This is a genomic window from Actinoplanes italicus (assembly GCF_003001815.1).
GTDB classification, from domain to species: domain Bacteria; phylum Actinomycetota; class Actinomycetes; order Mycobacteriales; family Micromonosporaceae; genus Actinoplanes; species Actinoplanes italicus.
Genome location: NZ_PVMZ01000008.1, coordinates 327,017 through 346,671, shown reverse-complemented (window position 1 = coordinate 346,671; position 19,655 = coordinate 327,017). Strand labels below are relative to the sequence as shown.

At 69.1% G+C, this 19,655-nt stretch carries 19 protein-coding genes and 1 tRNA gene; 10 read left to right on the top strand and 10 right to left on the bottom strand.

The annotated features are described in order from the left end of the window. Positions 1-2 precede the first annotated feature (2 nt). Together CLV67_RS21680 and CLV67_RS21675 are read right to left on the bottom strand one after the other, a co-directional pair. Positions 3-1,583, bottom strand: a complete 1,581-nt coding sequence (locus CLV67_RS21680; protein WP_106321148.1) for a sugar transferase — start codon at positions 1,581-1,583, stop codon at positions 3-5. 176 nt (positions 1,584-1,759) lie between these two features. Beyond that, a complete protein-coding gene (locus CLV67_RS21675; protein ID WP_106321375.1) occupies positions 1,760-2,620 on the bottom strand; it encodes an Fpg/Nei family DNA glycosylase in 861 nt (286 codons plus the stop codon). Between the two features lie 40 nt (positions 2,621-2,660). Here CLV67_RS21675 and CLV67_RS21670 point away from each other — a divergent pair, with 40 nt between their 5' ends. Further along, positions 2,661-3,836, top strand: a complete 1,176-nt coding sequence (locus CLV67_RS21670; RefSeq protein ID WP_106321146.1) for a glycosyltransferase family 4 protein — start codon at positions 2,661-2,663, stop codon at positions 3,834-3,836. Between the two features lie 1,149 nt (positions 3,837-4,985). On the opposite strand, the gene CLV67_RS21665 is transcribed toward CLV67_RS21670, so the two are convergent. From CLV67_RS21665 to CLV67_RS21655, 3 genes are all read right to left on the bottom strand, one after another. Next, positions 4,986-5,639: a CDP-alcohol phosphatidyltransferase family protein gene (locus tag CLV67_RS21665; RefSeq protein ID WP_106321373.1), complete on the bottom strand. Its 654-nt coding sequence runs from the start codon at positions 5,637-5,639 to the stop codon at positions 4,986-4,988. Positions 5,640-6,096: 457 nt separating this feature from the next. Next, positions 6,097-7,158, bottom strand: a complete 1,062-nt coding sequence (locus CLV67_RS21660) for an iron-containing alcohol dehydrogenase family protein (RefSeq protein ID WP_106321144.1) — start codon at positions 7,156-7,158, stop codon at positions 6,097-6,099. Next, positions 7,146-7,877: a phosphocholine cytidylyltransferase family protein gene (locus tag CLV67_RS21655; RefSeq protein WP_106321142.1), complete on the bottom strand. Its 732-nt coding sequence runs from the start codon at positions 7,875-7,877 to the stop codon at positions 7,146-7,148. Before CLV67_RS21655 ends, CLV67_RS21660 begins: the two co-directional genes overlap by 13 nt. A gap of 122 nt (positions 7,878-7,999) precedes the next feature. Here CLV67_RS21655 and CLV67_RS21650 point away from each other — a divergent pair, with 122 nt between their 5' ends. From CLV67_RS21650 to eccB, 3 genes are all read left to right on the top strand, one after another. Then, a complete protein-coding gene (locus CLV67_RS21650) occupies positions 8,000-9,094 on the top strand; it encodes an aminotransferase-like domain-containing protein (protein ID WP_106321140.1) in 1,095 nt (364 codons plus the stop codon). A 79-nt stretch (positions 9,095-9,173) separates the two neighbouring features. Next, entirely contained in the window at positions 9,174-10,286 is a 1,113-nt protein-coding gene (locus CLV67_RS21645) for a magnesium and cobalt transport protein CorA (protein ID WP_106321137.1), read from the top strand. A gap of 41 nt (positions 10,287-10,327) precedes the next feature. Continuing rightward, a complete protein-coding gene (gene eccB / locus CLV67_RS21640; RefSeq protein WP_106321135.1) occupies positions 10,328-11,656 on the top strand; it encodes a type VII secretion protein EccB in 1,329 nt (442 codons plus the stop codon). Between the two features lie 3 nt (positions 11,657-11,659). Here eccB and CLV67_RS21635 read toward each other — a convergent pair whose 3' ends face one another. After that, on the bottom strand, positions 11,660-12,190 hold the full coding sequence (locus CLV67_RS21635) for a hypothetical protein (RefSeq protein ID WP_106321133.1): 531 nt from the start codon (positions 12,188-12,190) through the stop codon (positions 11,660-11,662). A gap of 168 nt (positions 12,191-12,358) precedes the next feature. Between CLV67_RS21635 and CLV67_RS21630 the strand changes: the two genes are divergently transcribed. Together CLV67_RS21630 and CLV67_RS21625 are read left to right on the top strand one after the other, a co-directional pair. Beyond that, complete coding sequence (locus CLV67_RS21630; RefSeq protein ID WP_106321131.1) at positions 12,359-12,883, top strand: peptidylprolyl isomerase; 525 nt, start codon at positions 12,359-12,361, stop codon at positions 12,881-12,883. Between the two features lie 22 nt (positions 12,884-12,905). Next, positions 12,906-13,817, top strand: coding sequence for a rhomboid family intramembrane serine protease (locus CLV67_RS21625; protein WP_106321129.1), 912 nt, complete (start codon positions 12,906-12,908; stop codon positions 13,815-13,817). On the opposite strand, the gene CLV67_RS54280 is transcribed toward CLV67_RS21625, so the two are convergent. Continuing rightward, positions 13,810-14,217 carry a PH domain-containing protein gene (locus tag CLV67_RS54280; RefSeq protein ID WP_106321127.1) on the bottom strand — a complete coding sequence of 136 codons (408 nt, stop codon included), beginning with the start codon at positions 14,215-14,217 and terminating at the stop codon, positions 13,810-13,812. The two genes, CLV67_RS21625 and CLV67_RS54280, sit on opposite strands and share 8 nt — an antisense overlap. Before the next feature lie 113 nt (positions 14,218-14,330). On the opposite strand from CLV67_RS54280, the gene CLV67_RS21615 reads away from it, so the two are divergent. Continuing rightward, positions 14,331-14,741, top strand: a complete 411-nt coding sequence (locus tag CLV67_RS21615; protein WP_239166484.1) for a hypothetical protein — start codon at positions 14,331-14,333, stop codon at positions 14,739-14,741. On the opposite strand, the gene CLV67_RS21610 is transcribed toward CLV67_RS21615, so the two are convergent. Both CLV67_RS21610 and CLV67_RS21605 read right to left on the bottom strand, forming a co-directional pair. Then, entirely contained in the window at positions 14,738-15,625 is an 888-nt protein-coding gene (locus tag CLV67_RS21610) for a transketolase family protein (RefSeq protein WP_106321123.1), read from the bottom strand. The two genes, CLV67_RS21615 and CLV67_RS21610, sit on opposite strands and share 4 nt — an antisense overlap. Then, positions 15,622-16,371, bottom strand: a complete 750-nt coding sequence (locus CLV67_RS21605) for a thiamine pyrophosphate-dependent enzyme (protein WP_106321371.1) — start codon at positions 16,369-16,371, stop codon at positions 15,622-15,624. Before CLV67_RS21605 ends, CLV67_RS21610 begins: the two co-directional genes overlap by 4 nt. A 45-nt stretch (positions 16,372-16,416) precedes the next feature. On the opposite strand from CLV67_RS21605, the gene soxR reads away from it, so the two are divergent. Further along, on the top strand, positions 16,417-16,860 hold the full coding sequence (gene soxR / locus CLV67_RS21600; RefSeq protein WP_106321121.1) for a redox-sensitive transcriptional activator SoxR: 444 nt from the start codon (positions 16,417-16,419) through the stop codon (positions 16,858-16,860). Between the two features lie 724 nt (positions 16,861-17,584). On the opposite strand, the gene CLV67_RS21595 is transcribed toward soxR, so the two are convergent. Next, positions 17,585-17,669 (bottom strand) — tRNA-Ser (locus tag CLV67_RS21595). 67 nt (positions 17,670-17,736) lie between these two features. Here CLV67_RS21595 and CLV67_RS21590 point away from each other — a divergent pair. Further along, entirely contained in the window at positions 17,737-18,699 is a 963-nt protein-coding gene (locus CLV67_RS21590; RefSeq protein WP_106321119.1) for an NAD(P)H-quinone oxidoreductase, read from the top strand. Positions 18,700-18,870: 171 nt separating this feature from the next. Next, positions 18,871-19,455 (top strand): DUF4352 domain-containing protein, encoded by a 585-nt coding sequence (locus tag CLV67_RS21585; protein WP_106321369.1) that lies wholly within the window; start codon positions 18,871-18,873, stop codon positions 19,453-19,455. Positions 19,456-19,655: the final 200 nt, after the last annotated feature.

Below are 19,655 nucleotides of genomic sequence, written 5' to 3'. Positions count from 1 at the left end.
CTCTAATAAGCGCCCTTGCGTTTGAGAACGACCCAGATGGTCCGCCACAGGATGCTCAGGTCGTACGTCAGGGACCAGTTGTCGACGTAGTAGAGGTCGAGCCGGACCGCCTCGTCCCAGGAGAGCTCGGAACGGCCGCTCACCTGCCACAGGCCGGTCATGCCGGGACGCACCAGAAGGCGGCGGCGCACGTCGCCCAGGTAGTCGCCGTCGTCCGCGGGCAGCGGACGCGGGCCCACCAGGGACATCTCGCCCCTCAGCACGTTGATCAGCTGAGGCAGCTCGTCCATCGAGGTGGCCCGCAGCTTCGATCCGAACGAGAAGATCCGCGGATCCTGCTTCATCTTGAAGAGCATGCCGTCGGTCTCGTTGAGCTCCGCCAGAGTGGCCTTGCGCTCCTCGGCGTCCACGTACATCGTCCGGAACTTCCACACCCGGAACGTGCGCCCGTCGTGGCCGACCCGGGTCTGCCGGAAGAACACCGGACCGGGGTCGGACAGCCGGATGCCGAGCGCGATGAACGCCAGGATCGGACTGATCACCAGCAGGCCGAGACCCGCCGCGACTCGGTCCATCAGGTTCTTGACCAGCCAGCCGGGCCCGGAGAGGGTCGGCTCCTCGACGTGCAGCAACGGCAGGCCCTCGATCGGGCGGATGTGCACGCGCGGACCGGCGATGTCGGTGAGCTGCGGCGCGACCACCAGGTCCACGCCCGTGCCCTCCAACTGCCAGGCCAGGCGGCGCAGCTCACCGGGCTCGGCGCTGGCCGAGCCGCAGACCGCGATCGTGTCCGCGCCCACCTCACGGACCAGGGAGAGCACGTCCCGGCCGGCGTAGACCGGGACCGGCGTCTCGATGCCGCGCGCGGCCGAGAAGCCGTCGGTGAGGTGGATGGCGACCGGGATGAGGCCGGCGGCCGGGCTGCGGGTGACAGCGGTGTAGACCTCGAGCGCTTCCGGCAGGGTGCCGACCAGCACCATCCGGTGCGCGCCGTGCCCGGTGCGGCGCCGGGCCACGTGCAGGATCTGCCGGGCGATCACCCGGCCCGTCACGATGAGGAACAGTGCGCTCACCGAGACGGTCGCGACGGTTCCACGGGACAGGTCGGCCTTGGTGGCGAACGCGAGGAGGGAGACCGCGGCGACCACGGTGACCGAGGTGCGGACGACCCGCTTGAACTCCTCGCTGCCCAGACCGAGATAACGGCGGTCGTACGTGCCGTTGGTCCAGAGCAGCACCAGCCAGCCGAGCGGCAGGACGATGTAGGCGAAGAAGTTGAAGAGTTCCGTACCGTCCAGGAACAGCCAGGACTGGTTGAGGCCGGCGCGTGCCTTCTCCAGGGAGCTGGCGATCCAGCTCGCGCCGATCGTGGAGAGCAGGTCGAGCACGACCAGGAGGAACGTGTACGGCCGGTGCCAGCGGGAACGCCTGCGGCTCTGTCGGCCCCACGCGTTGCGCGGCACCCCGTTGCTCGGTGGCTGCTCCTGCCACTCGAAGCTGTCGTACCGCACGGGTCCGCTCCGGCTGCTGTCGGTTGTTGGGCGATGCAGGCTAGTAGTCACTCCGCCTACGTCCTCCCGCATCCGGAAAAAGATTACGCACCGCCACGGCCTCGGGGTGGTCGGCGGGTCCGCCGATACCCGTTCGCGTCATAACGGTTGCCAGGGACCGGGCCACTATACCGATGGATCGGCCGGAGAGAAGGTGACGTCACGGCGACAATCGTGATGTATACGCACCGTCATCACTTGGTAGCGCCTCACCGGACCAGCTTGGACAGCCGGCGATCCGCCAGCGGTTTTCCTCCGGTTTGGCAGGTCGCGCAGTACTGCAGGCTCTTGTCCGCGAACGACACCTCGCGAACCGTGTCACCACACACCGGACACGGCATTCCGGTCCTGGCGTGCACCCGCATCCCGGCGCGTTTCTCGCCCTTGAGCTCGGCCGCCTTCTGTCCGACCGACCGTTCGACCGCGTCGGTCTCGATCGCCCGCATCGCCTCGTAGAGGGTCGCGATCTGTTCGTCGCTCAGTTTTCCGGTTAGCGCGAAAGGGGACAGTTTCGCCGCGTGCAGGATCTCGTCGGAATACGCGTTACCGATCCCGGCGAGCACCTCCTGGTCGACGAGGACCCCTTTGATCTGTCCTTTCCGGCCGCGGATCCGGGTGGCGAACTCCTCCAGCGACACGGCGAGCGCGTCCGGGCCGAGCCGGGCCACGCCGGGCACCTCGGACGGATCGCGCACCAGATAGGCGGCGAGCGACTTCTGCGTACCGGCCTCGGTCAGATCGAATCCGGAACCGTCGTCCAGCCGCACCCGGATCGCGATCGGGCCACTGCCCGGTTTCAGCGGGGCCGGGGACTTGAACGAGTCCCGGTAGTGCAGCCAGCCCGCCCGGGCCAGGTGCACGATCAGATGCAGGTCGTCACCGATGCCGGCGTCGAGGAACTTGCCGTGCCGGCCGGCACTCGTGACAGGCAGGCCGGCCAGCGCCGACGGCTGCGGATCGTAGGTCTTCAACGCGCTGAAGGAGGCGACTTCGAAGCGTTCCACGGTACGGCCGACCGCACGCTCACGCAGATAGGCCGCGAGCGCCTCGACCTCAGGGAGTTCGGGCACCTCCTCACGGTAGCGTTTGGCGACCATTAGGCTCCGCCCCATGAAGGTGGTGGTGGCGCACAATCGGTATCGCGAGGCGATCCCGTCCGGCGAGAACGTGATCGTCGATACGGAGATCGGCCAGCTGCGGGAGGCCGGCGTCGAGGTGGTCCCGTTCCAGCGCAGCTCCGACTCGATCGCATCGATGTCGGCGGGACGGAAGGCGCTGCTGCCGATCTCACCGGTGTACGGGGCCGACGCCCAGCGCGATCTGTCGGCGCTGCTGCGGGCGGAACGCCCCGACGTGCTGCACCTGCACAACCCGTACCCGCTGCTCTCGCCCTGGGTCATCCGCACCGCGCACGCGCACGGTGTCCCGGTGGTGCAGACCGTCCACAACTATCGGCAGGTCTGCTCGTCCGGGCTCTACTTCCGCGACGGCCACAACTGTCACGACTGCCGGGGCAAGCTGCTCGGCTGGCCGGCGATCCGCAACCGCTGCTACCGGGGATCCGCCGCCCAGAGCGCAATCATGGCGACCACGCTCGCGGTGCACCGGCCCACGTGGCGTTCGGTGGACCGCTACATCGCCCTCACCGACAAGATCGCGGCGCATCTCGTCGACTACGGTGTCCCGGCCGACCGCATCGTGATCAAACCGAACGGGTTGCCCGACCCCGGTGCTCCGGCGCCGCTCGGAGACGGATTCCTGTACGGCGCCCGGCTCTCCCCGGAGAAGGGTCTCGGCCTGCTGCTCGATGCCTGGCGCCAGCATCCGGACGGCAGCCTCGGCACGCTGCGCATCGCCGGGGACGGCGAGTTGCGGCCGCTCGCCGAGCAGGCAGCGGCCGAACGATCCGACGTGCTCTACCTCGGGCCGCTGGACCGGGCCGGGATGGTCGCCGCCCGGCAGGCCTCAGCCGTGGTGATCGCCGTCCCGACCTGGGAGGACGTGCTGCCCACAGTGATCCTCGAAGCGATGTCCAGCGGTCGGGCCGTTCTGGGGACCGCGGTCGGCGGCATCCCCTACATGGTCGGCACGGGTGCCGAGGCGGCCGGATGGCTCGCCGCGCCCGATCCGGTCGCGCTGGCCGCCGCGCTGCCCGCCGCCCGGGTCGGCGCCGCCGCTGCGGCGGTCGCTGCCCGAGCCCGCTACCAGCAGCACTTCCATCCGGACGTCCTCACACCCCGCCTTATCTCCATCTACACGGAGATGTCCCGCCAGCCAATCGCCTGACAGCCGCTCCCAGCAGACCTTGCGGGGTTGCGGCTGCCACGGCAGCGCAACCTTCCAAGATCGCCCACCAGCACCCGCCTGCCGGCACCCGCCTGCCGGCACCCGCCTGCCGGCACCCGCCTGCCGGCGCCGACCCACCAGCACCCACCCACCAGCACCCGTCTGCCGGCACCCGTCTGCCGGCGCCGACCCACCAGCACCCGCCTGCCGGCGCCGACCCACCAGCACCCACCCACCAGCACCCGTCTGCCGGTACCCGTCTGCCGGCACCCGCCTGCCAGCACCCGCCTGCCAGCACCCGCCTGCCGGCGGATCTTGTGGGGTTTCGGCTGTTCGAATGGTGCAACGTCCCAAGATCGCCGATTGACGCCCGCTTCGCGGCGACGCCCGCTTCGCGGCGACGCCCGCTTCGCGGCGACGCCTGCGTCCGGCGCCGCCCGCGTTCGGCGGTACTCGCCTGCCGGCCGATCTTGTGAGGTTTGGGCTGCGATGACGGCGCAACCTGACAAGGTTGCCGACCGACGTCCGCCTTCCGGCGGATCTTGTGGGGTTATGGCTGTTCGAATGGAGCAACGTCCCAAGATCGCCGATTGACGCCCGCTTCGCGGCGATGCCTGCCTTCCGGCGATGCCTGCTTCGTGAGGCGCCCGCTTCGTGGAGACGCCCGTGTTCCGGCGATGCCCGTGTTCCGGCGACGTCCGTCTGCTGGCGGCATTCGCCTGCCGGCCGATCTTGTGAGGTTTGGGCTGCGATGACGGCGCAACCTGACAAGGTCGCCGACCGACGCCCGCCTTCCGGCGGATCTTGTGGGGTTTTGGCTGCCCGGATGGCGCGACCTCGCAAGATCTTCGGCTGGGGTGCTGCCTCTGGCAGATCTTGTGAGGTTGCGCCGCCTCGCGGCAGCCGGAACCTCACAAGATCTGTGGAGGGGTGGGTGTTGCGGTAGGCCGATTCTCGCGGGAGCTGACGGCGGGGTGGGTGTTCGGCTGCCTGGGCCTTGTAAGGGGCTGAGGGCAGGGGTGGGTGTTGCGGGTTAGGGGGAACGGAGTGAGGACTGAGGTGGGTGTGGGGGAACGGAGTGAGGGCTGAGGGGAGGGGTGGGTGTGGGGGAACGGAGTGAGGGCTGAGGGGAGGGGTGGGTGTTGCGGGTTAGGGAGAACGGAGTGAGGCTCGGCCGGCGAAGGCGATCGACGCTGCCAGGAAACCGCCGTTGATCAGGGTGAAGAGGCCTACGAACCAGACTGCCCACTGGGGTGCAACGGTCAGGAGCACGCCCGCCACGGCGATCACGGCGCCGTAGTCGCGGACCAGCTTGACGGCGCGGACCGGCAGGGAAGTGTTGGTGACCATGCTCGCCGCCTGGGTGCCGGTCTGCATCACCGAGGTGACCAGGTTGACCATCCAGGTGCCGGCGAAGGCGGCCAGCAGCCACGCGGGGGTCTCCGGTTCCTGCGCCGCGGCGGTCGCGGCCAGGGCGGCCACCAGGGAGCACTGCACCGCCACGTCACAGAGCACGTCGAGGCGACCGCCCGCGGTGCTGCTCTGACCGGTGACCCGGGCGAGCTGGCCGTCGGAGCAGTCGAACGCGTACGCCAGCTGCCAACCGACGAGCGCGAGCAGGCCGATCGGGGCGGCCCACAGGCTGCCCTCGGCGACGGGGCCCGCGGTGGCGATCACGATGAACGAGACCAGGCAGCCGAGCCCCAGGTTGAGGACGCTCAACACGGTCGGGGACAGGCGGCGCTTGTGCGCGCCGACCGCGATTCGTGCTCCGATCCGCTGGCTGATGGCTTCGCTGAACAGGCCACCGCCACGATTGGCCGCGTAGTAATCGGCGGCGGTAGGCGTACCCGAGAAGGGTCTGCCGGAAGGCCCGGCGGCGGTGGGCGTACCGGAGAAGGGTCCGCCGGAAGGCCCGGAAGACCCGGCGGCGGGCGTACCGGAGAAAGGTCCGCCGGAAGGCCCCGAAGACCCGGCGGCGGGCGTACCGGAGAAAGGTCCGCCAGGAGGCCCCGAAGACCCGGCGGCGGTGGGCGTACCGGAGAAAGGTCTGCCAGGAGGCACGGAAGACCCGGCTGCGGCCGTGGGCGTACCCGCGGAAGGTTTGCCGTAAGGCCCGGAAGAGCCGGCGGCGGCCGACGGTGCGGGACCGGGCGGAGGCATCGTGCCGGGGTTGTCGATGCGGGTGGGATTGACCGGGGGGACCGATCCGGAACTCGCGGCGGGCGGGCGGCCGCCCTCGCCGGGAGGGCGGCCGGTTTCAGAGGGACGCGATGACATCGTTGTATTCGGCCAGCTTCTGCCGGGTCTGCTCCGGCGTCATGGCGAGGTGTTCCAGGATGGTGTAGCGGTCCGGCCGGGTCCGCGGCGCGAACTCGATGACCTGCACGAATTGGTCGGCGTCCAGGCCCACGTCGGACGGAGTACGTGGGAGCTGGTGCCGTGCCAGGCAGTCGGACATCTGCTTGAGCCGACGCTCGTCGCCGCGCAGGAACGTGCAGAACAGCGCGCCCATGCCGGCCAGTTCGCCGTGCGAGGCCGTGGCGGGGTAGAGCGAGTCGATGGCGTGCATGATCTCGTGACAGCCGCCGCTGGAGGGCCGGCTGCTGCCGCAGACCGCCATCGCCAGGCCGCTGGAGATCAGCGCCTCGGCGAGGACCGTGACGAACGCGTCGTCGGACATGTCGCCGGGCATCGTCAGCACCGCCTCGGCGCCCATCCGGGCGAGGGAGGCGGCCAGGCCGTCGACGGGTTCGCCGCGCACCTGGCGGGCCAGCTCCCAGTCGGCGAGCGCGCTGATGTTGCTGATCACGTCACCGATGCCGGCGCGGTTGACCAGCTCCGGTCCGTTCTCCACGAAGTCGAGGTCGACGACGACGCCGAACGGGATGTGCACCCCGTACGACCCCTTGATCCCGTCGTTGATCAGGCTGGCCACCGGGGAGGCGATGCCGTCGTTGGCGAGGCTCGTCGCGACCGAGACCATCGGCAGGCCCCAGCGGCTGGCGGCGTACTTGGCGGTGTCGACCGTCTTGCCGCCGCCGATGCCGACGACCGCGTCGAAGTGGCCCGAGCGCAGTTTGTTCGACAGCTCCAGCGCCGCGTCGAGAGTGCCGCCGCCGGTCACGAAGATCTCGGCCGAGGTGAGCGACGGGCGGAGCAGGTCGACGACTTTCTCGCCGAGGCCCGGCCCGACCACCACGGCCACCTCACCACCGGAGGAGATCCGGCCGTCGGCGAGGATCTTGCCGAGGTCGGCGACCGCGCCCCGCCGCACTTCGATGTGCAGCGGGGTCTGGACGCTACGGGCTAGTAGCGGCATGCGATGTCCCGAGCCTTCGCCAGGTCCTCGTGGTTGTCGACCTCGACCCACGGCACGTCGCCGATCTGCGCGGCCCGGACCTCGTTACCGCGGTCTGCGTACAGCTGGAAACCGTCCTCGTAGAACTGGTTCGGGTCCTTCTCGAAGGTCGCCTTGAGCGCGTCGGCCAGCTTGCCGGCCGCGGACGACTCGATGATGTTGGCGCCGATGTACTCGCCGTACGCGGCGGCCGGGTCCATCAGTTTCGTGATTTTGGTCAGCTGGCCATCTTCATTGAAGACGGTCTTCATCTCCTCGTCAGCCAGCTTCTTAACAGTGTCCACGGCGAGGAGAATGCTCGGGCCGCGTGCGGCCAGCAGGGTGTGCTCCACGCTGACCGGGTGGACGGTGTCGCCGTTCACCATGAGCGCGCCCTGGGCGAAGTGGTCCCGGGCGAGCCACAGGGAGTAGGCGTTGTTCCACTCCTCGGCCTTGTCGTTGTGCACCAGGGAGATCTTCACGCCGTACTTCTGCTCGAAGCCCTCGACGCGCTCCTCCACCGCGCCGGCGCAGTAGCCGACGACGATGGTCACCTCGGACAGGCCCGCGGCCGCGAGGTTGCGGAGCGAGATGTCCATGATCGTGGTCTCCCCGTCCACGGGGACCAGCGCCTTCGGGAGCGTGTCCGTGTACGGGCGCAGCCTGCGCCCGGCGCCGGCTGCGAGTACCAATCCGATCATGGGGTGTTTCCTTCCACTTCACGTGAGGGGTGCCCAGCGAGGATAACGGCATGTGTCCCATCCGTAGGACTCGCGAGGGGCACACGGAAAATGGTATAGACCCGGCTTCTAAGCTGTCGGGTATGACCGCTGAGCAGCTGATCTCCTTCGCCCGTGGCGCTCCGTCGCTGGACATCGTCGACGTGGAGGGCCTGAAGGCCGCCGCCGCCCGTGCCTTCGACGCCGACCCGGCGGGCGTGACCGCGTACGGCACCTCCGTCGGCTACCTCCCGCTGCGGAAGTGGATCGCCGACAAGCACAACGTCTCCCCCGACCAGGTCATCGTGACGAACGGCTCGCTGCAGGCGGACGCGTTCCTCTTCGGCCACCTGGTCAAGCCCGGTGACGACGTGGTCGTGGAGAAGCCGACCTACGACCGGACACTGCTCAACCTGCAGAACCTGGGCGCCAAGGTGCACCAGGTCACCGTCCAGCCGGACGGTATCGACGTCGACGAGCTGCGCGCGCTGCTCGAGTCGGGGGTTCGCCCGAAGCTGGCGCACATCATCCCGAACTACCAGAACCCGGCCGGTGTGACGCTCTCCGACGAGAAGCGGCGCGTACTGCTCGCCCTGGCCGAGCAGTACGAGTTCATCATCTTCGAGGACGACCCGTACGTCGACATCCGGTTCCGTGGCGAGCCGCTGCCCTCGATGCTGTCGCTCGACACCAACAGCCTGGTCGTGCACGCCTCCAGCTTCACCAAGACGGTCTGCCCGGGCGTCCGGGTCGGTTACCTGGTCGGTCCGGCCGCGCTGATCGACGCGATCGCGAAGAAGGCCACCAACCTGTACATCTCCCCCGGCATGGTGTCGGAGGCGATCGTGCACCAGTTCTGTGTCTCGGGTGACATCGAGAAGTCGGTCCGGAAGGTCAGCGAGGCGCTGGGCGAGCGGGCCCGCGTGCTGGCCGAGTCGATCCGCAAGCACATCCCGGGCGCCACGTTCACCGAGCCGGACGGCGGCTACTTCCTCTGGGTCGATCTGCCCTCGGACGTCGACGTGGACAAGCTGTTCCTGGCCGCCATGAAGAAGGGTGTCGCGGTCGTCAAGGGCAGCGACTTCCTGCTCGAGGGCGGTAACAGCTCGCTGCGCCTGGCCTACTCGGCGGTCACCGTCGACCAGATCGACGAGGGCGTGCGCAGGCTCGCCGAGGCGATCGAAGAGGTACGCGGCTGAAGTGTTCCGCGCCGGGCGGGCTTTTGTTCGCCCGGCGCGGGTACCCTCGGCTGGTTTGTCGTCCCCGGGGGAGGTTGGCATGACGGAACGTTCGTGGACGCGTGGCCGGCCCCTCGGCAAGATGTGGGCCGACCGGGTGCGCGGCCTGCTCAACAACGGTGACCACCCGAACCAGACGGGCGAAGGCGACATCCCGTCCTCGGTGGTGGACTGCGGTGTCTACGTCGACGGTCGGCGCCTGCCCGGTGAGTTCAGCCCGGACGCCGCCCTCGCCGAGGCGTGCGGGCGCGACGGCGCCTTCGTGTGGCTCGGCTTGCACCAGCCGGGTGCGGCGGAGATGGCCGCGATCGCCCAGCTCTACGGCCTGCACGAGCTGGCCGTCGAGGACGCGGTCAAGGCCGAGCAGCGGCCCAAGCTGGAGCAGTTCAACGACGTGCACTTCCTGGTGCTGCGCACCGCCCGGTACGTGCCGCACCAGGAGCTGACCGAGAGCTCTCAGGTGGTCGAGACCGGCCAGATGATGATCTTCGTGGGCGAGCGGTTCGTCATCACCGTCCGGCACGGCGACGCCTCCGAGATGTCGCCGGTCCGCGCCGACCTGGAGAAACAACGTGCGGCGCTGCTCCAGCAGGGCCCGTGGGCGGTGGCCTACGCGGTGACCGACCGGGTGGTCGACCACTACCTCGAGGTGGCCGACGACTTCGAAGCCGACCTCGACCTCATCGAGGAGGGTGTCTTCTCCCGCGTGCGCATCGCGCCGATACAGCAGGTCTACCAGCTCAAACGAGAGCTTGTGGAGTTCCGCCGCGCGGTGGTCCCGCTGCAGCGTCCACTCGCCGCGATCACGTCGAGCCAGGGCGTGGTGCCCAAGGAGATCCGTCGTTACTTCCGAGACGTTCAAGACCATTTGACGCGTACGGTCGAACAGGTCTCCTCCTACGACGACCTCCTCAACTCGATCCTGCAGGCACGGCTCGCGCAGGTCACCGTCGACCAGAACAACGACATGCGCAAGATCGCGTCCTGGGCGGCCATCGCCACGGTCTGGACCGCGTTCGCCGGTGTCTACGGGATGAACTTCGACTACATGCCGGAGACCGACTGGAAGTACGGCTACCCGGCTCTGGTCGCTCTCCTGTCGCTGATCACCGTGGTGCTCTACCGTGCGTTCCGCCGCAACGGCTGGCTCTAGCCCGCCCCCACGGGATCGAGTGTGACCTCTAGAGTGTCGGGGTGCCGTCGCGTCAGGATGAGCTGCACTCCTACCAGTACTCGGTGCAGCGTGTGGTCGCGGCGCTGGTGTCACACGACCCGGACCCGCATCGATCGCCGCTGCGCCGGGCCGGCGTCACCGCCCTCGTCGGCCTGCTGGTCGCCGCGCTCGTGGTCGGTGGCTTCGCGGTCTACGGGATCTTCACGGGTCACACCATGGCCGAGGCGAACGACGCGACGTCGGTGCTGGTGGAGAAAAAGACCGGAGCGCGGTACGTCTATCTGAAGTCCGACGGCAAGGTGCACCCCGTCCTGAACTACACGTCGGGTCTGCTGCTGGCCGACGGGGACGCGCCCACGCTGAAGACCGTGGCGGGCGAGAAACTGGCCAGGATGCCGCTGGGTGAGCCGCTCGGCATCCCCGACGCGCCGGACTCGCTGCCCGCGGCCGGTGACCTGCTCAACGCGGCCTGGGCGGTGTGCACCGACACCTCCGGCGGCCGGCCGCGCAGCACCCTCGTGATCGGGGCCACCCCGGCCGGTGGCGGCGCGCCGGGCGGTGGCCTGCTCGTGCGGGACGCGATCGGGCGTACACACCTGGTCCTCGACGGCAGACGGCACCTGTTGCCCGCCGCCCGCGTCGACGCCGTGCAGCGCGCCCTCGGGTGGTACGGCACCCGGCCGTGGCTTGTCTCGACCGCCTGGGTCGACTCGGTGCAGGCCGGTCCCGACCTGACCGCGCCGGTCGTTCCCGGCCTGCGGAAGGCGTCGGTGATCCCCGGTCGCAAGGTCGGCCAGGTGCTCACCGGTGACGGCAAGACGTTCGGTGTGGTCCTCGCCGACGGGATCGCCGCGCTCACCGAGGTGCAGGCCAAGCTGCTGGCCGCCACGTCGACGACCGCGACGCCGATCAACATCGGTGCCGAGTTCATCCGGCTGCCCGAGTCCAAGGCGCGGCTCAGCGCCACCGCGGAGGGCCTGCCCGCCACGGTGCCGACACTGGCCGCCGCTCCGACGAGCGCCTGCGTGACCCTGCCGGGCGACACCGTCACGGTGAACGCCACCATCCCGGCCGGGATCGCGCCGACCGGTGCGGCACGGGTCGACCTGGTGCACGTGGACCGTGGCCGGGGCGCGGTGGTGGAGACCGTCGCGTCACCGGACGCGCCGGCCGGCAGCGGCACGGTGACGCTGGTCACCGACGCCGGGCGGTATTACCCGCTGGCGAGCCGCGACCTGCTGAGCCGGTTCGGGTACGGCAAGGTGCGCCCCACCCGCGTCCCGGCTCAGCTGATCGCGTATCTGCCCGCCGGACCGGCCCTGGATCCGATCCGGGCCGGGCGGCGGTAGTGATTACCGGGGTTCCTGCTTGCTCTGCTCGGTGACGATGCCGTTCGACGTGGTGTAGGCGGTCGGCTCCGTCGGCTCGAAGGCCGCGTCGTCGGCGCCGGTCCGCGTGGTGGGCTCGTACTCGTCCCACTGCGCTTCACGACGACGGCGGGCCACGTAGGCGGCGCCCACCCCGACAGCGGTACCGAGCAGCGCGTACCCGAACAGCCGGCCGGTCCGGCTCTTCTTGCGCCCGACCGCCTTCTCGGCCTTCTTCTGCAGCTTGCGGGCCTGCTTCTGCTCGGCCTTGAGCTGCCGCTTGCTCACCTTCTTGGTGGTCTTGCCGGCGTGCCGGACGGTCTCCGACGCGGCGGTCAGCGCGGCGAGCGCGCTGTCCCAGCTCTGCGAAGCGGCGTCCTTGGCCGCAGTCGCTGCCGGCTGGACCCGATCCTTAGCGGCGTTGATCTTGGGTGCGACGGTCGCGCTGGTCTCGTTTGCCGCGATCGAGGCCGCGCGCTTGAAGTGGTCGACGCTCTGCCCGAGCTCATTGCGCATCTGCGCTTTCCGGCTCCGTCGGCGAATCGTTGCGAACACCAGTGCCCACCTCCTGTGGTTTCTCCCAGGCCATGTTGCCTTCTCGGGTACCCCCGCGCGGCCGGATCCCCGACATGGGGGAGGATCCGAATTGCACGAGAACAGCCCATCACCATGACGGGAGTACCCGTGGCCGAGAATCTTTACGCCACCCTGCACACCAACCATGGCATCATCCGGCTCCAGCTTTTCCCGGATCACGCCCCGCAGACGGTCCGCAACTTCGTGGAACTCGCCGAGGGCACCAAGGAGTACAAGGACCCGCGGACCGGCCAGACCGGCAAGGGTCCGTACTACGACGGCACCATCTCGCACCGGGTCATCGCCGGCTTCATGGTCCAGCTGGGTGACCCGACCGGCACCGGTCGCGGTGGCCCGGGCTACCAGTTCGGTGACGAGTTCCACCCGGAGCTCTTCTTCGACCGGCCGTACCTGCTGGCGATGGCGAACGCCGGACCGGGCACCAACGGCTCGCAGTTCTTCATCACGGTCGCGCCGACCCCGCACCTGAACCGCCGGCACACGATCTTCGGCCAGGTCGCCGACGAGCAGTCGGCCAAGATCGTCGACTCGATCGCGAACACCCCCACCGGCCCGGGCGACCGGCCGCGTGAGGACGTCGTCATCGAGCGAGTGGTGATCGAGCGCTCCTGAGCCTCGCGGTACCTTTGGTGCCATGAGTGAGGCCCCGTCGACGACACCGGTGTGCTACCGGCATCCGAAGCGGGAGACGCAGCTGGCCTGCAACCGCTGTGATCGTCCGATCTGCATCGACTGCAAGGTCGACGCGTCGGTCGGTTTCCAGTGCAAGGAGTGCGTCAAGAAGGGCAACAAGGGCGTACGGCCGGCGCGCACCGCTTTCGGCGGGAGCCGCGTCGGCCAGCTCGGTTACGCGTGTCAGGCGATCATCGCGGTCAACGTCCTGTTCCTGATCGCTTCGACGATCCTCGGCGGTGTGGGTGCCCTTTTCGGTGCCCCCGGTGGCTGGTTCGGCCTGCTCGGCTCGGAGACCCCGGTCACCGAGTGGGGCGAGGTGTTCGGTTACGCGTATTACCAGAACGGCGAGCTGCACGGCATCGCGCACGGCGAGTGGTATCGCCTCGTCACCGCCATGTTCATCAACTACGGCGCCGTCCACATGCTGCTGAACATGTCGCTGGTGACCACCCTCGGCCGCTATCTGGAGCGGCAGCTCGGGCCGGTTCGTTTCCTCGCGCTCTACCTGCTGTCCGGGCTCGGCGGCAACGTCGCGGCGTACGTGATCCAGCCGCAGAACCAGGGCTCGGCGGGCGCCTCCACGGCGACGTACGGCCTCGTCATCGCGGCCATCGTGATCAACAAACGGCTCTCGCTGGACGCCGGGCCGATCATCCCGTTGCTGATCACGAACGTGATCTTCACCCTGAGCGTGCCGCAGGTCTCCGTCCCCGGTCACTTCGGCGGCTTGGCGGCGGGCGCGGCCGCGGCGGCGGTTCTGGCCTATGCGAGGGTTCCGCATCGAACGGTGAAACAGGCGGTCGGCTGTTCGGTGGTGCTGGCCGTGATCCTGGCCGCGGCGATCATGCGGACCGTGGTACTGCTCAGCTGACCTCGCGTAGGGCGGCCAGTTCCGTGGCCACCTCCTCCGGCATCGCGCTGACCTGCGGCTCGGTGAAGGTGTAGATGGAGTCGCCCGCGTCGATCTCGAGCACCCCGCTGCGCCGGCCGCGGCGGGGGGCCGACTCCACCCGTACCCGCTCGATCTGTTGCCAGGGGACATGCCGGCGCCGGGCGAATCCGGTGACCACCGTGATGCCCGCCGTGTCCGCCGCCAGGCGCACCGGAACCACCAGGTCGCGGACCGCCCAGAGGACGATGCCGGCGGCGGCGATGCCGGCTATCAGCCAGCGGGACAGGTCGTCCGGCGCGAAGACCGCGACCAGGGCCGGGAGGGCGGCCGCTCCGATCAGCTTCGCGACGGGCAGGGCCGGCTTGACTCGCCATTGCATCTCGTCACTATCGCAGAATGGCCGGCACCACCATCGCGGCGCTGCTGTAATTCGATATTCAGCGAGTTCGGCCGACTCTTCCTCGATTCATACTCCGTTAACACTGCATGGACGTGTTCTTGAGTACGTTCGCAGCCGCGGCCCCGCCGGCGGCGAACCGGCACCTGCCGATCTTCCGGAGTTGTGTGGACTCCGACGACCCTGTGACCCTGGTGGCACGCTGCGTACGCCCGGGCGCCCCACTCTCCGGTGACTGGTTCCTTCTGCTTACCCGCCGCCGTCTGGTCGTCACGCAGGACACCCGCCCGCTGCACCGGCTACGCCTGCACCTCAACGCGAACCTGCGCCATCTCAGCAATGTGACCTGGCGTCTCGACCTGTCCAAGCCGGGCATCGAGCTGGGGTTCACCGCGATGGACGGGGTGCGCGAGCGGTTCCGGATGCGCCTGGGCGACTCGGAGACCGTCTGGCGGGTCGAGCAGCTACTACGGGACAACCTGATCCCCAAGCCGGTCACCGTCTAGCTTCTTGTCCAGCTCACGAAGCCGCTGATCGAGCGGCGCAGCCCGGCGGGATCCAGACCGTGCGCGCGTGCGTGGTCATACCGGGTGCCGTATCGCCGGACCTCGGCACGGCCGACGCCCAGATGCAACGCACGGTGCGGTATCCCGATCAGCGCCTCGCTGACCAGATGGGCCGAGGTGCCTTTGGCGTACGGCTCCACGAGCACGACCTCTCCGGTGGTGACCAGGGCACGCAGCCCGTCACTGTCGAACGGCCGCGGCGTGTTCGTCCAGGCGACCGTGACGTCCAGGCCGGTGGTCGCCTCCAGCACCGGGTCGAGCATCGGCCCCACCGCCACGACCAGCGGGCCCGTGCCGCCGCGCAACACCCGCAACCGGCTGCCGTCCGGGTGTGCCAGGCTGTTCTCCTGCGCGGAGAGGCGCACGTACACCCGGTCGTCGTGGCGTGCCGCGTCGCGCAGCATGGCCGGAACCTCGTCCCGGTGGCCGGGCACGTGCACGGTCCAGCCGTCGAGGGTGTCCAGCAGGGCGACGTCGCCGGGTGACTGGTGCGTGTAGCCCTCGGCCGCCGCGTCGTAAGAGCCGCCGATGCTCACCAGCACCGCGCCGGTGTCCTGGTGCCCGAAGTCGAGCTTGATCTGTTCGTACGCCCGGTCGATCAGGAACGGCGCGTACGAGTGCAGGATGGGTCGCATCCCGGTGAGCGCCAGCCCGCCACCCACCCCGGCCATCAGCTGCTCCCGGATTCCGACGTTGAGCACCCGATCCGGATGCCGCCGGTGCGCCTCGGCGAACGAGGCGGCCGAGATGTCCGCGAGCACCAGGGCGGTACGCGGGTCCTCGTCCAGCAGAGCGGTCGTCGTCGCGATGAAGGTCTCTCTCATACCTCTGCCACCACCAGGCTCGGCCGGCCCGCCACGGGGCGCAGCGCCTTCTCGATCTCGTCGTGATCGCGCCCGTTCACCACGGACACGCTCCAGTTCGGGAACCGTGCGGGTATGCCGACGGACAGTCCGGCGCGCGTTCGATCACTCATTGCGGCGACCTCGCCGTCCTCGCTGATCCAGGTGGGCGCGCCGGACCATCCGCCCGGCCAGCCATGGGTGGCGGAGCGGTTGTCGATGACGATCGCGGTGATCGGCAGCCGGATCGCGGCCGCGTAGGCGATCGCCTCGTGGTTCGACCCCTCGTCCAGCTCCGCGTCGCCGAGCAGCACGAACGTCCTGGTGTCGAGGAAGCCCTGGGCGCGCAGCCCGAGCGCCGTACCGACGGCGAGCCCGAGTCCGTGCCCCAGCGACCCGGTGCCGACCTCGACGCCCGGCAGCAGCACCCGGTCCGGGTGGTGCCCGAGCGGGCTGTCCCAGCTGCCGAGATCGTCGAGCCATTCCTCGGGGATGAACCCCTTGGCGGCGAGCACCGCGTAGTAGGCGGCCGGCCCGTGCCCCTTGGAGAGCAGGAACCGATCCCGGTCCGGCGCTTCGGTCGTCTCCGGTGTGATCCGTAACACCCTGTCGTAGAGAACCCACAGGACGTCCAGTGTGGAATGTGCGCTCGGCGCATGCTTTGCATCGCCCGTCACCCGGCTGAGCAGCGTGTGCACCGGGTGTCGGGGTGTTGTCATCACGGTCATGTGCATAGGCTGCAAGTTGAAGTTCACTTCAACTCAAGGAGTTCCATGGAGACGCTCACCATCGGCGAACTCTCCGCACGTAGCGGGGTGGCGCCGTCCGCCCTCCGCTTCTACGAGCGAGAGGGGCTCATCCATGCGTCCCGCACCAGCGGCAACCAGCGCCGATACGATCGGGCTGAACTGCGCCGGGTGTCCTTCATCAAGATCGCCCAGCAGGTCGGGGTCTCGCTCGACGAAATCCGTGAGGCGCTCGCCTCCCTGCCGGAGAACCGCACCCCTACCAAGGCCGACTGGTCCCGGCTGTCCGCAAGCTGGCGTTACCGCCTCCAGGAGCGCATCGCCGTGCTCGAGCGGCTCCGCGACGAACTCAGTGGCTGCATCGGCTGCGGTTGTCTCTCCCTACAGAGGTGCAAGCTCGCCAACCCGGGCGACCGCCTTGCCGCCGGCGGAACCGGCCCCCAGCGAATCCTCAACCCGGTCCCCGAATAGCCGCGGCCTCAGCCGCGCACGTTCGCCCGGCCGGTGGCGGCGCGTGCGTGTTGTCCGTTCAGCGGCGGCGCGTGCGCGTTCCTCTGCCAGCGGCGGCGCGTGCGTGTTGTCGGTCCAGCGGCGGCGCGTGGGCGTTCTTCTGGCGGCGCGTGCGTGTTGTCGGTCCGGCGGCGGCGCGTGCGCGTTCTTCTGGCGGCGCGTGCGCGTTGTCGGTCCAGCGGCGGCGCATGCGTTACCCGGCCAGCCGAGCCCCGCTTGTCTCTCACATCCGCCCGCCCGGCGATCCACAGAGACAGAACGTTCTCCCTCGTGGGAGGAAGCGAGGAGGCATGCGCGTTGATGGATCGGCGGCGGCGCAGGCACCCTTTCCGGCCCGGGAGCCAGCCGTAACCCACAGCCCGCTCCCCAAAAGCGGCCTTGTGGATCATCCAGCACAGGGATACTGCGGTCACACCGGAACCGGGCACCGGCGCAGGTGCCCAGCAAGGTCAATACGAAGTGCATTGACGGGCAGGACGAAGTGACCCGCCGCAGGATCGATGATGCCCTAGGAGCGGACGCTGACCAGGGCGAACGCGCAGATTCCGTTGCCGCGTAGTTGCCGTGACGGGTGAGATCCCACGGCATGCGGCGAGACTGAGCGAGACCGGCTGGTGATCTACGGAAGCCGCCGCTGGCCTGAATCTTCCCAGGCCAGCGGCGATTCTCGCTGCTCATTGCTGTGCGGAGGGCGTGGGATTCGAACCCACGAAGAGTTTCCCCTTACCGGTTTTCAAGACCGGCGCCATCGGCCACTAGGCGAGCCCTCCCGTAGTGCCGCTCCAGTCTGCCATTCGCGCTTGGTTCTTGTCGTACCGGTGGGGCAGAGTCGGGTTCATGCACGCGATCGTGATCGAGGACAAGCAGCTGGTGTGGGCCGAAGCCCCCGATCCGGAGCCCGCGGAGGGTGAGGTCGTGGTCGACGTCACGGCTTCGGCGGTCAACCGGGCCGATGTGCTGCAGCGGCAGGGGTTCTATCCACCGCCACCCGGTGCGTCCGCGTACCCGGGGCTGGAGTGCTCGGGGGTGATCAGCGCGGTCGGGGCGGGGGTCACCGGGCACCACGTGGGTGAGCGGGTCTGTGCGCTGCTGTCCGGCGGCGGCTACGCCGAGCGGGTGGCGGTCCCGGCGGGGCAACTGCTTCCGGTTCCGGCGGGGTTGTCGCTGGTCGAGGCGGCGGCACTGCCCGAGGTGGCCTGCACGGTGTGGTCCAACGTGGTGGATCGTGATCGGCTGCGTCCGGGCGAGACGCTGCTGGTGCACGGCGGCGGCAGCGGGATCGGCACGTTCGCGGTGCAGCTGGGTTCGGCTCTCGGAGCGAAGGTGCTGGTCACGGCACGGGCGAGCAAGCATGAGCGACTTCGTGCGCTCGGTGCCGAGCTGACGATCGACTATCAGAGCGAGGATTTCGTACGGTCGGTGCTGGATCACACCGGCGGCCGGGGAGCCGACGTCGTGCTGGACATCATGGGCGCGAAGTACCTGTGCCGGAACATCGAGGTGCTGGCGCCGGACGGTCGGATCACGGTGATCGGGATGCAGGGCGGCCGGGCGGCCGAGCTGGATCTGGGCAAGCTGATGGCGAAGCGGGGCCGGGTGTCGGCCACCTCGTTGCGGGCGCGGCCGACGGCGGACAAGGCGCGGATCGTGGCCGGCGTCCGTGACCAGGTGTGGCCGCTGGTGGCGGCGGGTCTGGTGCGGCCGGTCATTCACAGTACCTTCGCGCTGGCGGAGGCGTCGGCCGCGCACGAGCTGATGGAGTCGAGTGACCACTTCGGGAAGATTCTGCTGCAACGCTGATCGTCCCGGATGGTCACGTCACTCTTTCGGGGGGACCGCGACGAAGTTATATGCCCGATAAGACCAGATATGCGGCGAGTCGCGGCCCTGTTCGGCCGTGTCGATCCCAGCATGGACGGACAACGCGTCCGATCTCCGGACGCGAACCGCATCCGACCGCTGGGGGACACCGTGACGTACGCACCACACCGTTCCGCGCCCACCCGCGAAGTCCCGTCGTACGAGGACGGGACGGACGTCCACCGGTGGCGCACCCGACTCTGGGTCGCCGGTGGAGTCGCCATCTCCACCGCTCTCGTCGCCTTCGGGGTGTGGGCGGTCGTGACCACCCCGGAGACGGTCATGGTCACCGCCGCCGAACCGGACGATTCACCGGTCGGGATTTTCGATTTCGACGTGACCGCGCTGAGGTGCGGGACGACGTCGGTCGGCCCGGAAGGTCTCGAACAGAAGGCCGCCGGGCAATTCTGTCTGCTGGACCTGAGGGTGACGAACAACAGCGGCGAACCGGAGGTGTTCGTCAGTGGTGAGCAGCGTGTCCAGGACACCAACGGCGTAGCCTACGCCGTCGCCGAGGAGGCTGCGGTATTTCTCAACGATCAGAGTCCCTCGTTGCTCGGCGAGCTGGATCCGGGTGAGACGGTCACCGGTGTACTGCCCTTCGACGTGCCGTCCGACGTGCACCTGAGCGAGGCCGTGCTCACCGGTGGGATGTCCACTCCGGGCGTACGGGTGAAGTTGCCGGATCCCCGCTGATCGCAGCGTTTATCGGTTCGTGATCGGGGATCAATTATGTGAATCACGCCCCGGCGGATTCGATGTTGTGTTGGCATGGTCCACGGAATAAGCACGGTTGTCCGGGTTCCCATTGCCCACCTTCGACGGCGGCATAAACGTGGCAGGCACCATCGGCCGCGTTCGGATGGGATTCGCGTGAGTGCCCCGGGCCTATTTCG